This is a genomic window from Acidithiobacillus sp. AMEEHan, from assembly GCF_030996345.1.
GTDB lineage: Bacteria > Pseudomonadota > Gammaproteobacteria > Acidithiobacillales > Acidithiobacillaceae > Igneacidithiobacillus.
In genome coordinates this window covers 663,019-675,000 of the sequence record NZ_CP118747.1, presented here as the reverse complement: position 1 = coordinate 675,000, position 11,982 = coordinate 663,019, and the positions used below count along the sequence as shown (strand labels likewise).

Annotated in this window: 14 protein-coding genes, 2 rRNA genes and 1 pseudogene (1 of these 17 only partly in view); 7 read left to right on the top strand and 10 right to left on the bottom strand. The window is 60.1% G+C overall.

From position 1 onward, the window contains the following. From ORD17_RS03485 to speE, 7 genes and pseudogenes are all read left to right on the top strand, one after another. Positions 1-1,549, top strand: a 23S ribosomal RNA gene (locus tag ORD17_RS03485) (it extends 1,343 nt beyond the left edge of the window). Between the two features lie 58 nt (positions 1,550-1,607). After that, positions 1,608-1,722: ribosomal RNA gene (gene rrf, locus ORD17_RS03480) — 5S ribosomal RNA — on the top strand. Positions 1,723-1,840: 118 nt separating this feature from the next. Next, positions 1,841-2,647, top strand: coding sequence for a ferritin-like domain-containing protein (locus tag ORD17_RS03475; RefSeq protein ID WP_308389505.1), 807 nt, complete (start codon positions 1,841-1,843; stop codon positions 2,645-2,647). Then, complete coding sequence (gene tsaD, locus ORD17_RS03470) at positions 2,640-3,641, top strand: tRNA (adenosine(37)-N6)-threonylcarbamoyltransferase complex transferase subunit TsaD (RefSeq protein WP_308389504.1); 1,002 nt, start codon at positions 2,640-2,642, stop codon at positions 3,639-3,641. Before ORD17_RS03475 ends, tsaD begins: the two co-directional genes overlap by 8 nt. A gap of 133 nt (positions 3,642-3,774) precedes the next feature. Further along, positions 3,775-3,855 (top strand): annotated as a pseudogene (locus ORD17_RS13425) (hypothetical protein); the annotation flags it as partial. 78 nt (positions 3,856-3,933) lie between these two features. Next, positions 3,934-4,176 (top strand): hypothetical protein, encoded by a 243-nt coding sequence (locus ORD17_RS03460; RefSeq protein WP_374693400.1) that lies wholly within the window; start codon positions 3,934-3,936, stop codon positions 4,174-4,176. A gap of 73 nt (positions 4,177-4,249) precedes the next feature. Continuing rightward, positions 4,250-5,092, top strand: coding sequence for a polyamine aminopropyltransferase (speE, locus tag ORD17_RS03455; RefSeq protein WP_308389503.1), 843 nt, complete (start codon positions 4,250-4,252; stop codon positions 5,090-5,092). Between the two features lie 84 nt (positions 5,093-5,176). On the opposite strand, the gene ORD17_RS03450 is transcribed toward speE, so the two are convergent. The 10 genes from ORD17_RS03450 to ORD17_RS03405 form a co-directional block, all read right to left on the bottom strand. Further along, positions 5,177-5,632, bottom strand: a complete 456-nt coding sequence (locus ORD17_RS03450; RefSeq protein WP_308389502.1) for a host attachment protein — start codon at positions 5,630-5,632, stop codon at positions 5,177-5,179. Positions 5,633-5,676: 44 nt separating this feature from the next. Further along, on the bottom strand, positions 5,677-5,880 hold the full coding sequence (locus tag ORD17_RS03445) for a hypothetical protein (RefSeq protein WP_308389501.1): 204 nt from the start codon (positions 5,878-5,880) through the stop codon (positions 5,677-5,679). A gap of 10 nt (positions 5,881-5,890) precedes the next feature. Further along, positions 5,891-6,085 (bottom strand): hypothetical protein, encoded by a 195-nt coding sequence (locus ORD17_RS03440; RefSeq protein WP_308389500.1) that lies wholly within the window; start codon positions 6,083-6,085, stop codon positions 5,891-5,893. Between the two features lie 80 nt (positions 6,086-6,165). Beyond that, positions 6,166-6,753 carry a histidine phosphatase family protein gene (locus ORD17_RS03435; RefSeq protein ID WP_308389499.1) on the bottom strand — a complete coding sequence of 196 codons (588 nt, stop codon included), beginning with the start codon at positions 6,751-6,753 and terminating at the stop codon, positions 6,166-6,168. Continuing rightward, positions 6,750-8,006, bottom strand: a complete 1,257-nt coding sequence (locus ORD17_RS03430; protein ID WP_308389498.1) for a cyclopropane-fatty-acyl-phospholipid synthase family protein — start codon at positions 8,004-8,006, stop codon at positions 6,750-6,752. The genes ORD17_RS03435 and ORD17_RS03430 overlap by 4 nt, the downstream gene beginning before the upstream one ends. Before the next feature lie 61 nt (positions 8,007-8,067). Then, a complete protein-coding gene (locus ORD17_RS03425) occupies positions 8,068-8,520 on the bottom strand; it encodes a HEAT repeat domain-containing protein (RefSeq protein ID WP_308389497.1) in 453 nt (150 codons plus the stop codon). Further along, entirely contained in the window at positions 8,505-8,822 is a 318-nt protein-coding gene (locus ORD17_RS03420; protein WP_308389496.1) for a DUF190 domain-containing protein, read from the bottom strand. The genes ORD17_RS03425 and ORD17_RS03420 overlap by 16 nt, the downstream gene beginning before the upstream one ends. 10 nt (positions 8,823-8,832) lie before the next feature. Further along, complete coding sequence (gene crcB / locus ORD17_RS03415) at positions 8,833-9,210, bottom strand: fluoride efflux transporter CrcB (RefSeq protein ID WP_308389495.1); 378 nt, start codon at positions 9,208-9,210, stop codon at positions 8,833-8,835. A gap of 19 nt (positions 9,211-9,229) precedes the next feature. Then, on the bottom strand, positions 9,230-11,194 hold the full coding sequence (locus tag ORD17_RS03410) for a proton-conducting transporter membrane subunit (RefSeq protein ID WP_308389494.1): 1,965 nt from the start codon (positions 11,192-11,194) through the stop codon (positions 9,230-9,232). Further along, positions 11,184-11,975, bottom strand: coding sequence for a 4Fe-4S binding protein (locus ORD17_RS03405; protein ID WP_308389493.1), 792 nt, complete (start codon positions 11,973-11,975; stop codon positions 11,184-11,186). Before ORD17_RS03405 ends, ORD17_RS03410 begins: the two co-directional genes overlap by 11 nt. Positions 11,976-11,982 lie beyond the last annotated feature (7 nt).

The window sequence follows — 11,982 nt, the reverse complement described above, 5'->3', positions numbered from 1 at the left end:
TCGGCCCCTAAGGCGAGGCCGAGAGGCGTAGCTGATGGGAAATCGGTTAATATTCCGATACTGTGGTTCGATGCGATGGGAGGACGGAGAAAGGTAGCGTATCCGGGTGTTGGATGTCCCGGTGTAAGCGTGTAGGGAGTCTCCTTAGGCAAATCCGGGGAGGCAATCCCAAGGCGTGATGCCGATCTTCTACGGAAGAGAAGTACGTGAACCTACGCTTCCAGGAAAAGTCTCTAAGCTTCAGTCGAATCATGACCGTACCCCAAACCGACACAGGTGGGCAGGAAGAATATTCCCAGGCGCTTGAGAGACCTCGGGTGAAGGAACTCGGCAAATTGACACCGTAACTTCGGAAGAAGGTGTGCCCTGGTAGGTTGTAGTCCCTTGCGGACGAAGGCCGAGAGGGTCGCAGAGAATCGGTGGCTGCAACTGTTTAACAAAAACACAGGGCTCTGCAAAGACGAAAGTCGACGTATAGGGTCTGACGCCTGCCCGGTGCCGGAAGGTTAAGTGAGGGGGTGCAAGCTCTTGATCGAAGCCCCGGTAAACGGCGGCCGTAACTATAACGGTCCTAAGGTAGCGAAATTCCTTGTCGGGTAAGTTCCGACCTGCACGAATGGCGTAATGATGGCCACACTGTCTCCACCCGAGACTCAGCGAAGTTGAAATCGCTGTGAAGATACAGCGTTCCCGTGGCAAGACGGAAAGACCCCGTGCACCTTTACTACAGCTTAGCATGGGATTTTGAGATGACTTGTGTAGGATAGGTGGGAGGCGTTGAAGCGCGGACGCTAGTTTGCGTGGAGCCGACCTTGAAATACCACCCTGGTGATCTTGGGATTCTAACCTCGATCCGTGATCCGGATCAGGGACAGTGTTTGGTGGGTAGTTTGACTGGGGCGGTCTCCTCCCAAAGAGTAACGGAGGAGTACGAAGGTACCCTCAGCGCGGTCGGAAATCGCGCAGTGAGTGCAAAGGCACAAGGGTGCTTGACTGCGAGACAGACAAGTCGAGCAGGTGCGAAAGCAGGTCTTAGTGATCCGGTGGTTCTGTATGGAAGGGCCATCGCTCAACGGATAAAAGGTACGCCGGGGATAACAGGCTGATTCCCCCCAAGAGTTCACATCGACGGGGGAGTTTGGCACCTCGATGTCGGCTCATCGCATCCTGGGGCTGTAGCCGGTCCCAAGGGTATGGCTGTTCGCCATTTAAAGCGGTACGCGAGCTGGGTTCAGAACGTCGTGAGACAGTTCGGTCCCTATCTGCCATGGGCGTTGGAGATTTGCGGGGAGCTGCTCCTAGTACGAGAGGACCGGAGTGGACGTACCTCTGGTGTTCCGGTTGTTCTGCCAAGGGCATTGCCGGGTAGCTATGTACGGACGGGATAACCGCTGAAAGCATCTAAGCGGGAAGCCCACCCCAAGATGAGATCTCCCGGGGCATAAGCCCCCTGAAGGGCCGTCGCAGACGACGACGTTGATAGGCAGGGTGTGTACGCACAGCAATGTGTTCAGCTAACCTGTACTAATCGCCCGTGTGGCTTGACCATATATCACCCCAATACCTTCCCTTCCCTTCTTCCCGCCCACAAGGCAAAGTTTCCTTTGTCTGGCGGCCATAGCGCAGTGGAACCACCCCTTCCCATCCCGAACAGGACCGTGAAACGCTGCAGCGCCTATGATAGTGGGGGGCCTCCCCCGCGAAAGTCGGTCACCGCCAGACTCCTATACCCAAACACCCCAGCAATAACCGCTGGGGTTGTTTTTGATCAGAGTCCCCGTTTCCTCGGAAGCGGGGATTTTTTCTTGGTCTGGGGCAGAAAGATGCCCATAATGATCCCATGCAGGTAGAGCAAGAACAGATACGCGCAGCCCTTCTGGAGAGCGAACTCGAGGCCAAATTGGCCGCGGTGCAGGCGTTGCCCGCCGCGGTTGCTACCGAGGGCTGGGTTGCGAGCCCAACGCCAGCGCTACCTGGCCGGCCGGCACGTTTGCGCTTAGTGGCGCCGCGAGAAGTGCCGCGACGCCGTAATCTGGCTTCGCGCGAGGGGCGCTTTGCCTTGCTGCATGCCCTCGCGCACATCGAATTCAATGCCATCAACCTCGCCCTCGACGCCGTCTGCGCTTTTGCCGGACTGCCGGAGGCGTACTACGCCGACTGGTTGCAGGTGGCTAAGGAAGAGGCTGCGCATTTTGCGGCTCTGCGCGCCTTGCTGCAGGAAATGGGCGGCGACTACGGCGATCTCCCGGCGCATAACGGGCTGTGGGAAATGGCTTGCGAAACCGCCGATGACCCCCTCAAACGCATGGCTCTGGTACCGCGGGTCTTGGAGGCGCGGGGGCTCGATGCCACGCCCGGTATCCGCGCCCGCCTGCAGGCCGTAGGCGATACCCAAGCCGACGCCGTCCTGGCCGTCATCGAGCGCGAGGAAGTCGGGCATGTGGCCGCGGGTTCGCACTGGTTTCGCTGGCTTTGCGCCGCGCGCGGACTGGATGCCGAGGCGCAGTTTTTTCTCCTCCTCGATCGCTACTACCGTGGTCAACCCGGAGGGGATTTTGCCGTGGCGGCCCGCTTGGCAGCCGGTTTCTCGGAGTGGGAACTGCAGACCTTGCGCGCGCGGGCCGCCGAGGGGAGGGCGCATGGCTGAATTGGTTTTGGGGGTGGAAAGTTCCTGTGATGAGACCGGCCTCGCTCTCTATGAAAAAGGTGTGGGCTTGCGTGGCGAGGTGCTTTTCAGTCAGACGGAGATTCATGCCCCTTTTGGCGGTGTGGTTCCAGAATTGGCGGCACGGGACCATGTACGTAGGCTTCCTTTGCTGTGGCGTGAACTGCAGAAGCGCAGCGGTCTAGCCCGGGCGGATGCGGTGGCGGTCACTAGCGGACCGGGCCTGATTGGTGCCTTGCTGGTAGGAGTAAGTTTTGCACGCGCCCTTGCCTATGCCTGGCAGGTGCCGTTGCTTCCGGTGCATCATCTCGAGGGTCATCTCCTCGCGCCCTTGTTGGAGGGGGAGCTTCCCCTGCCTGCTGTCGCGCTGCTGGTCTCTGGCGGGCATAGTCAACTCATTGCCATGCGCGCCCTCGGGCAGTACGAGTTGCTTGGCGATACCCTGGACGATGCCGCCGGTGAAGCCTTCGACAAGGCAGCGAAGATTCTGGGCTTGCCCTATCCGGGCGGGCCGGCCTTGGCGGCTCTGGCGGAGCGCGGGGACGCCAGCCGTTTCGCCCTGCCGCGCCCCATGCTCGACCGTCCCGGCCTGGATTTCAGTTTCAGCGGACTCAAGACGGCATTCCGTTTGCAGGCGGAGCGCCTCGCCGTTGAGGATCGTCAGGGCCGCGCCGATCTTGCCGCCAGCTTTCAGCAGGCCATCGTCGACACCCTGGTCGAAAAGACCCGGCGCGCATTGCGCCAAACTGGCTTTGGACAGCTCATCGTAGCCGGTGGCGTCAGTGCCAATCGTCTGCTCCGGACCAGTCTGCAGGCCGCGCTTGCCCCGCTGGCGCAGGTCCATTTCCCGAGCATCCGCCACAGTACCGACAATGCGGCGATGATCGCCCTGGCCGGTTCAATCCATCTGGAAAAGGCCAAGGCGGCCCTGTACCCGCTAAAGGCGCGTGCGCGCTGGCCGTTGGAGGAACTATGAAAAGCTCGCAGGAAGTACCTTTTTCGCTGGATGACCTCATTCAGGACGAAGCCGAACGCAACCCGGACTTCGCCGAGGCCTTGACTGGCAACAGACCGGACATTTTCCGGAAGCGGTCAAATCCTTTCGCAAGGCTCTCGATAGCCAGTCCGATTCCCCCTTGTTCTGGACCTTCTATGCGTGGGCGCTGGCGGAATCCGGTGATGTTCATGGGGCCATCGCCGCCTGTCGTAAGGCTATCGGTCTCGACCCGGAATGGGGGATCGCCTGGAATGATCTGGGGGAATACCTTATGGAAAGCGGTCGGGTGGAAGAGGCCTTGTTTCCCATCCGCAAGGCGCTGCGCAGCAAGCACTTCGACCGCCAGCATCTGGCCTATATGAATCTGGCACGCTACTACCTGCATCACGGCCAGTTGCGACGTGCGCGACAGGCAGCCGAGGAAGCGCATCGCTTGTTGCCCATCTTTCATCCGGCCAAGGAACTGGCCGAGTGGATTCGCGAACGCCAAGAGGCGTGGGGTATCGACGATTGACGGCGGTCCCGCTGGAGTGTCGGTCACGGCTTTGGCTATACTTCGGTGGCCCATCCCCAGTCAAGGAAGATTCATGAGCACCGAACTCTGGTACACCGAACGGTATGAAGAGCATGGCGCGGCCCTGAGCCTGAAGGTGCGCGAAGTCTTGCATCGCGAGCAGAGCCCCTATCAGACCATCGAGATTTTCGAGACGGAGCATTTTGGTACGCTGATGACCCTGGATGGTCTGGTCATGCTCACGGATCGCGACAATTTTCTCTATCACGAGATGATGACCCATCCGGCCTTGTTCACCCATCCTGATCCAAAGCGGGTGCTGATCATTGGTGGTGGGGATTGCGGCACGCTACGCGAGGTTCTGCGGCATCCCGAGGTGGAGATGGCCGTGCAAGTGGAACTTGATGAACGCGTCACGCGGGTGGCGGAGCGCTTTTTTCCGCTGCTCTGTGAGCGCAACGACGATCCGCGTGCCCGTTTTCACTTTCAAGACGGCATCGCCTGGGCAGGGAACGCCAAACCGGGCAGCTATGACGTGATCATCGTCGATTCCACCGACCCAGTAGGACCGGCGGCTGGGCTCTTTGGCGAGGAGTTCTATGCAGCGTGCTTCCGTGCTCTGGGCGAGCAGGGTGTACTCGTTGCCCAGTCCGAGTCGCCGCTGCTCCACGCCGATCTCATTCGCCAGTGCCAGCGGCGGATGCAGGGAGCAGGCTTTGATTCGGTCGATACCCTGTTCTTCCCGCAGTTTGCGTATCCCTCCGGTTGGTGGAGTGCCACCCTGGCGCGCAAAGGGATCGAGCGCGACGCCTTTCGCCGCAAGGATGCCGAACAGATGCAGGGTCTGCAGTATTACCACGCGGACCTGCAGGCAGCGGCGATGGTGGCGCCGGCATTTTTGCTTGCGCAACGTTAAGAGACATTGGCGTGTCCGCGTTTGCCCTCAGTAGGAACTTCAATTCCGCTTCTGCGTAAAGCGGCGTGGCCCGTATCGTCGTTACTAGGATTTTTCCTGATAGTCGTTCAAATACTCTTGCAGCTCCTCGGCGCTAGCATGGGTGTAATCTTTGGCGACGCTGAGTGTCAGGGATGCCTGGCTGGGGCCATCCAGCGTCTCGCGCAGCAGGCCGAGAAATTCCGGGGAGGCAACCAGAATCAGCGCCTCGAACCCGCCCTGCTTGCGCTCTTCGTTCAGGTAGCTGCCAAGCTCGGCTGCAAAATCGCGTTTTTCATTTTCCTTGGGGCTGCCTTTAGGATCGATGGCCGGGCGTGCTCCGTGGCCAAAACTTTGTTGGCTGCGCCCTGCAGCGCTATCGGCGATCAGCTCTTCGGCATGTTTGCGACTGTCTTCGTGGCTCCAGCCGCGTAGATATTCCGGTGTCTGCAACGAAGTATGCCGCTGGTAGAGTTTGGCGGTGCTGGCGTTGGCGACGAGAATCCAGGTTTTGGCTCCCATAGTTACTCCCTATATCTGCTTGGTATCCGGTAAGCCTCCAACCCTTACCGCAAGTCTTCTGGACCCTCATATTCATAACGGGGCGCTTCACCACTGCCTGGCACGGGATCGGGCAACAATTTCCGCAACTCCGCACCGGCGGCACCAACGATTGTCGCATTTTTGTCCAGTTGTGCCGCAATTTCCTGCGCTTCTTCCATACTCAGTTCCAGAGTCGTGCTGTCTGCATCTTCACGAATGATCTTCATATGGACCTCCTCAATCAAACACGCCTTTCGGTTGCTGGAAATGGTCGTCGATGCGGTAGTCCTGCTCAGCGAGCAGGTAGACCATATCCAGCGGGACGGCGGAAAACTGCTCGGCATTTTTGATGATCGGTTCGACGATCTTGTTTAGGTCTTTCTTGGCAAACTCGATACGCAGGGTATCGGAGGGAGATTCTACCAATTTCATGGGCAACGCCTCCTTTTTGTCTGGCACAGTACAAGTGTAGTACGGAGCGGCCGGGAATGTGTGCGCGGATCGACGCCGCCTCAGAGCAGTCGTTGGTTCCACAGGACGATGGCGGGGCTGATGTGTTCCCAGCCAAGACGAGAGATGCTGGCGGCATCCAGATGTAAATGATCGCCAAATTCCAGACCGAGCCCCAGCCAGCAACAGGCGAGGGCACGGAGAATGTGGCCGTGGGCAAAGCACAGCACGTGCTCGTGTCCGGCATCCGCCCAGTCCTGGAGCAACTGCTGGCAACGCTTCTGCACCTGTTCGCCGCTCTCGCCCTCGGGTGCGCCACAGCGGAAGATCGTCCAATCCGGGTTTTCCTGGTGGATTTCCGGGGTGGTTTTGCCCTCGTAGCGCCCATAGCGCCACTCATGCAGAGCCTCGTGCGCCTCTGGCGAGAAGCCGGCGAGCACGGCGGTGTGCCGCGCCCGTCGCAGCGGGCTGGTGTAGATCCCGTCAAAATGGTGTTCCCCTTCGGCAAAGTGGGTCCACAAGGCCTTCGCCTGTTCCCGTCCTTCCGCGGTGAGATCGATATCCGTGCTCGAGGTATGCTGACCGCTTTTCGACCATTCCGTCTCTCCATGCCGGACCATGGTGATGGAGCGGATCGTTTCGAAGTTCATAGATCCCCCCACTCCGGTTCGGCCAGACGGAAGGGGTCGTTGTCGACATACTGGTAGCGCCGTTCCCAGGGGCGCGGGGTCAGTTCCTCGCCACTTTGCTTGACCGCAAGCACCTGATGTAGAGCCGACCAGTTGCGCCAGAAGCCATAGGCGCAGCCGGCCATGTAAATGGCCCAGATGCGGTAGCGGGTCTCGCCGACCATGGCGATGGCTTCTTCCTTGTGTGCCTCCAGACGTCGCACCCAATGGATGAGGGTTTGCGCGTAATGGGGGCGGAGATTTTCTACATCGAGCACTTCGAGATGGGCACTACCCATGTCGCGCACCACTCGCCACAGATGAGGAATTTCGCCATCGGGAAAGACATATTTGTCGATGAAGTCGCTGCCGGAGTGATGCCCGCCTTCGTCGTCAGTGCTGGCGGCGGTGATGCCATGATTCATGACCCAGCCGCCTTCCTTCAGCACCCGCTGGATGACCTCGAAATATTCTGGGAGCTTGGCGCGCCCCACATGCTCGAACATCCCGACGGAAGTGACCTTGTCGAAGTGTTCGCGTTCGGGGATATCGCGATAGTCCTGCAGGCGAATCTCGACGCGGTCGGCGAGGCCCTCGCGCTCCATGCGCTCCTTGGCATAGGCGAATTGCTCTTCACTGAGGGTCACGCCTACGCCCTGGATGCCATAATGGCGTGCCGCCCAACTCAGCAGCCCACCCCAGCCACACCCGATGTCCAGTAGCTTCTCTCCCGGCTGTAGATGCAGCTTGCGACAGATGTGGTCGAGCTTCTGCTCCTGGGCGGTGTCGATGTCTTCTTCGCCAGTTTTAAAGTAGCCGCAGGAGTAGACCATGTTGCGGTCGAGCCAAAGCTGGTAAAAGTCATTGGAGACATCGTAATGGTAGTGGATCGCTTCTTGGTCTTTGGCCTTACTGTGCAGGGCCTTGCGAATGAATCCGGTTTTCGATTTTCCTTTCTTGGAGAAGGCCTTATTCAATCCCTCAGCTACCGAGAGGATATCCTGATAGCGACCTTCGAGATCCATCTCCCCTTGCACATACGCTTCTCCAAGGACATCCAGGGTGCTGCCCATGAGTAGATTGGTAATGATTTTTGGAGATTTGAGGTGCATGCTGACGAGTACGTGCTCATCAAAGGTGTATTCGTGACCATCCCAAAATATGACGCGTAAAGGCAACGGTTGGCCATGCAGACCTTTTTTGACGTGGTCGAGGAAGTTGTTACGTAAATCCACTCGCTTCTCCTTGGACAAGTCTCAGGAACGACAAAACGGGCGACGCGCATCGCCAGCGCGCTCATTTAGTATAGGATATGGTCTGCTCCGCATCGGCGGCTGGAGCCTGCCGTGGCTCGTGTATCTTGCGCAGGGCAAGTTTGGCCTCTTCCCGAATGCTGTGGGCGGGATGTTTGCTCAGCATTTCCAGGGCCTCGACTTTGTCTGCACCGTCGGGCAGGCGGCGCAACGCCTGCAGCACGGCCAGCCCCTGCACGACATCGACATCTGACTGCAGGGCGCATTCTGCCAGCGGGATGGCGGCCTCGCCGCGCCCTTGGTTCTGCAGGCTGAGGATCGCGCCCATCCGCACTTCCGGGTGCGGATTGCGCAGCGCCCAGAGCAGGCGATCGAAGTAGGGTGTTTGCCGCTCCCAGGCTTCGATGTCGCGGTGGCAGGCCGGGCAGACTTGGCTGCCGATAGGGATCTCGGCAAAGCAGAGGGGACAGTAGTGATGATTCACGGGCAGCCGCACTCCGCTTCCCAGCGCAGGATGTGATTGGCCGGTACCAGCTCTTGCAGATGCGGCAGGACGGCATCCACGGTTTCGGGCTCGTCGAAGAATTCCAGCACCAGGGGCAAATGCACGTTGAGGCGCAGGATGTCGTCGGCGTGGACGGTGCCCTTGCTACCAAAACCGGCAATGCCGCGGAAGGCCGTCACGCCATGCACCTTGTACTGATCGTGCAGCATGCGGAAGATTTCTTCCATGAGATTATGGCCATCGTGTTTGTCGCCTTCCTTGAGATAAACCCGTACCACCGAGACTGTCGTCATGCGTCACCTCTCAAATGCTGCGCGAGATCCAGGCGCCGGCAAAGGCCGCCGCCACACAAAGAAACAGGGAAGAAAACATATACAAGAGTGCCCTGGCAGGTTCTCCATTTTCGAAGAGGACCAAGGTTTCCAAAGAGAAAGTAGAGAAGGTGGTATAGGCGCCGAGCCCGCCGGTGAGGATTCCCGTACGCAGTTCCGGCGCCAGAGAAATACGCTCCAGGGTCTCGAAAAAGAGAAAACCCATGAGGAAGCAACCAAGCACGTTGATGCTCAAGGTTGCCCAAGGAAAATTCCGTCCGAACACCGTTTGCACCAAAAGAGACTGGCCATAGCGGGCCCAGGCGCCGAGCACGGCAAAGATCGCTATGAAGCCGAAAGTGGCGAACATCTATTTTTTCTCCTTGTCGTCAAACATAAAAAACACTCGCGAAAATGACCAGCAACAATATCCCGATGTACGCCAGATAGGCGTTCAGGGAGCCATTTTGCAGGGCAAGACCGAAGCGATCAGCCAGGGCTTCTACCAAGCGCACGCTGGGACGAAAGAGCCAAGGACCAAAGAACGGGGCTTCACTGTAGTTGAAGCGTAGCTCGCGGATGAAATATTCCCGCTCCCGATAGGAGCGTTGTACGCGATTTTGCGGTCGGTAGACAAAACTGTAGAACACCCGCAGGGCATTGGAAAAAGCCAGGGCGGTGATGGCATTTTCGGCGGGAATCTGCCGCAGCCCGTGGGCCCAGACCGGCACCCGACGGCGCCCCTGGCGCCGATGACTCCAGGCAAGGAGGCCGAGGGGCAGCAGGGAAAACAGTAGGCCCACCAAGAGCAGCAGCGGCGGTGAAATGAAGGCAAAATGGAAGCGCAAAGGGATGAGAAATGCCCCGCGAGTCATGGCCTGCACGGCAGTGGGGTCGGCTGGCCAGTTGGCAAAGCCCAGCAAATGCAGAGTCCAGGGTAGGGCTGCGGCATAGAGCAGGACGAGCAGGCCGAGCACGAGGACCAGCCAGTTGCCACGAGGCCGCCGCCGGTCTTCTTCACTCATTCCACCTAGCAAGCCGATGCCGAAGACCTTGATCATGGTCGCCAAGGCAATGGCCGCAGTGAGCGCCAGACCTGCCCCGCCGAGGGCCAAAGCCAGACGGGCGGCGGTGTTGTGCAGATGGAAGTCCTGAAACACGGTCTGGAAGAGATACCATTCGCCGGCGAAGCCCGCGCTCGGCGGCATGGCGGCCAGACTCATGGCGCCGAGGGCGGCACCCAGGCCCAGGGTCCAGGGGGCGAGGGCGAGGATGCGACTCTGGGCAATACGGTAGTCGCCCTGGACATCAGCGGAACGATCGGCCGACAGCATCATACTGCCCTTGGCGAGGCTGTGACCACCCAAATGGATCAGGCCGACGGTCCAGGCGAGGGTGGAAAGGGCGCTAAAGTCTTCGGCACGAAAGAGGGATGCGGCGCCCAGGGCCACCACCGCCAAATTGGCATTCTCTGCCGTCGAAAAGGAGAGTAGGCGGCGCCAGTCGTTCTGTTGGAAGGCATAGAGAATGGCGAGAATGGAGGAGACTGTACCGACGGCGACGAGGAGGATGCCGGTGCTGGTGGCGGTGGAGACGGGCAACCAATCGAGGATACTGCGCCCGAGGGCGAAATAGGCGACATTGAGAACGACGCCCGAGAGCAGCGCGCCCGAGGCACCCGTGCCGCTGCCATAGGCGCCAGGGTACCATTCATAGAAAGGCAGCACGCCCAGCTTGGCGCCAAAACCGATGAGAAACAGCGCGGCAATGCCAAAGGCGTCAGCCCCGTACTGTGCCCAGCTTTGGGACCAGGCGGAAAACTGGGTATTCCCTGCCCCCAGTAATAACACGCAGAGCAGCAAGGCCACGGCGCCGATCTCGAGCAGAGCAAGCATGTACAGGTTGGACTGACCGGAACGCTCTGCCGGGGCAGCGCCGTCGGCAAGGAGGAGGATGGCGCCGCCAAAGCTCAGGAATTCCCAGGCGATGAGGAAGGCGATGCCCTCCTGCAGACCCGCCACCCCCAGACTCCCAAGTAGGGCGACGGCGGCACCGGCGTACCAGAGGCCGGGACGACGCGCCCGGCAAGGCGAAAGGAAGGCGGCGAGGGCGGCCAATACTCCCCAGAATAACAACCAAGCGGCGGCAGGTTGCAGACTCCAGGATACCTGATCGGCACTCAGGGACCAGAGCATGGCGCTGGCGCCGCTTTCCGGCAGTGCCAGGGCGCTGCCCAAAAGGACGGCCGCGCTGCCTGCAATCAGGCTCAGGCGGGCAGCAAGGTGCAGGCGCAGGATGCCGAGGGGAATGGTCAGCAAGAACAGCAGTACGGCGACGGCAAAACTAGCCAACATACCGGCCTCCTTCCACCCGCTGCGCCTGCCGCTCGAGGAGGAGGAGCAAGGCATGGATCAGGGCGGCGGGATTGGGTGGGCAGCCGGGCAGCCAGACGTCCACCGGCAGGACTCCCTCCAGGCCGTGACCGCCGGCGTAGCCGGCATCCATGGGCGCCCCGGAGACGGCACAGGTGCCCAGCGCCAAGACCATCCGCGGTTCGGGCATCGCCTCCCAGGTGGCGAGCAGGGGCTCGCGCATGGGGACGGTGACCGGCCCCGTGACCAGCAGCAAATCGGCGAAGCGTGGCGAAGGGGTGAAGAAAATGCCCAGGCGATGCAGGTTGTAGAAGGGATTGTCGAGGGCCGCAATTTCGGACTCGCAGCCATTGCAGGAGCCGGCGTCGACATGCTTGATGTGCAGGCTCCGCCGCAGGCTTTGCGCCACTTTCTGCTGCACTGCCTTGCCGTTCTCGCTCTCGATGGCGACCTGCCACTGTAGGTCTTCGCGCCGGCGCACAGCAAAGGCCCAATCTCCCGAAGGCTGTAGGGCGCCCTCCGGGCAGCTTTCGACACAGCTCTGGCAAACGATGCAACGGCCATAGTCGATGGTGATGTTGTCCCCCTGCCAGCGAATGGCCTGGGTTGGGCAGCTCTCGACGCAGCGCTGGCAGTCGCTTTGACAGGCTTCGGGATGCCAACTGGGCATACCCAGCACCCCTTCCTGTCCATCGGGGCCGCGCAGCGGCCATTGGGTGCTGGCGCGTCCCGCCTTGATTCCTGCCCAGGTCCAGAATGGCATCTCGTCC

Bases quoted from the DNA above. Each gene is read 5' to 3' on its own strand.
- ORD17_RS03475 (WP_308389505.1), top strand. From the start codon at position 1,841: ATGCAGGTAGAGCAAGAACAGATACGCGCAGCCCTTCTGGAGAGCGAA.
- tsaD (WP_308389504.1), top strand. From the start codon at position 2,640: ATGGCTGAATTGGTTTTGGGGGTGGAAAGTTCCTGTGATGAGACCGGC.
- ORD17_RS03460 (WP_374693400.1), top strand. From the start codon at position 3,934: ATGGAAAGCGGTCGGGTGGAAGAGGCCTTGTTTCCCATCCGCAAGGCG.
- speE (WP_308389503.1), top strand. From the start codon at position 4,250: ATGAGCACCGAACTCTGGTACACCGAACGGTATGAAGAGCATGGCGCG.
- ORD17_RS03450 (WP_308389502.1), bottom strand. From the start codon at position 5,632: ATGGGAGCCAAAACCTGGATTCTCGTCGCCAACGCCAGCACCGCCAAA.
- ORD17_RS03445 (WP_308389501.1), bottom strand. From the start codon at position 5,880: ATGAAGATCATTCGTGAAGATGCAGACAGCACGACTCTGGAACTGAGT.
- ORD17_RS03440 (WP_308389500.1), bottom strand. From the start codon at position 6,085: ATGAAATTGGTAGAATCTCCCTCCGATACCCTGCGTATCGAGTTTGCC.
- ORD17_RS03435 (WP_308389499.1), bottom strand. From the start codon at position 6,753: ATGAACTTCGAAACGATCCGCTCCATCACCATGGTCCGGCATGGAGAG.
- ORD17_RS03420 (WP_308389496.1), bottom strand. From the start codon at position 8,822: ATGACGACAGTCTCGGTGGTACGGGTTTATCTCAAGGAAGGCGACAAA.
- crcB (WP_308389495.1), bottom strand. From the start codon at position 9,210: ATGTTCGCCACTTTCGGCTTCATAGCGATCTTTGCCGTGCTCGGCGCC.
- ORD17_RS03410 (WP_308389494.1), bottom strand. From the start codon at position 11,194: ATGTTGGCTAGTTTTGCCGTCGCCGTACTGCTGTTCTTGCTGACCATT.
- ORD17_RS03405 (WP_308389493.1), bottom strand. From the start codon at position 11,975: ATGCCATTCTGGACCTGGGCAGGAATCAAGGCGGGACGCGCCAGCACC.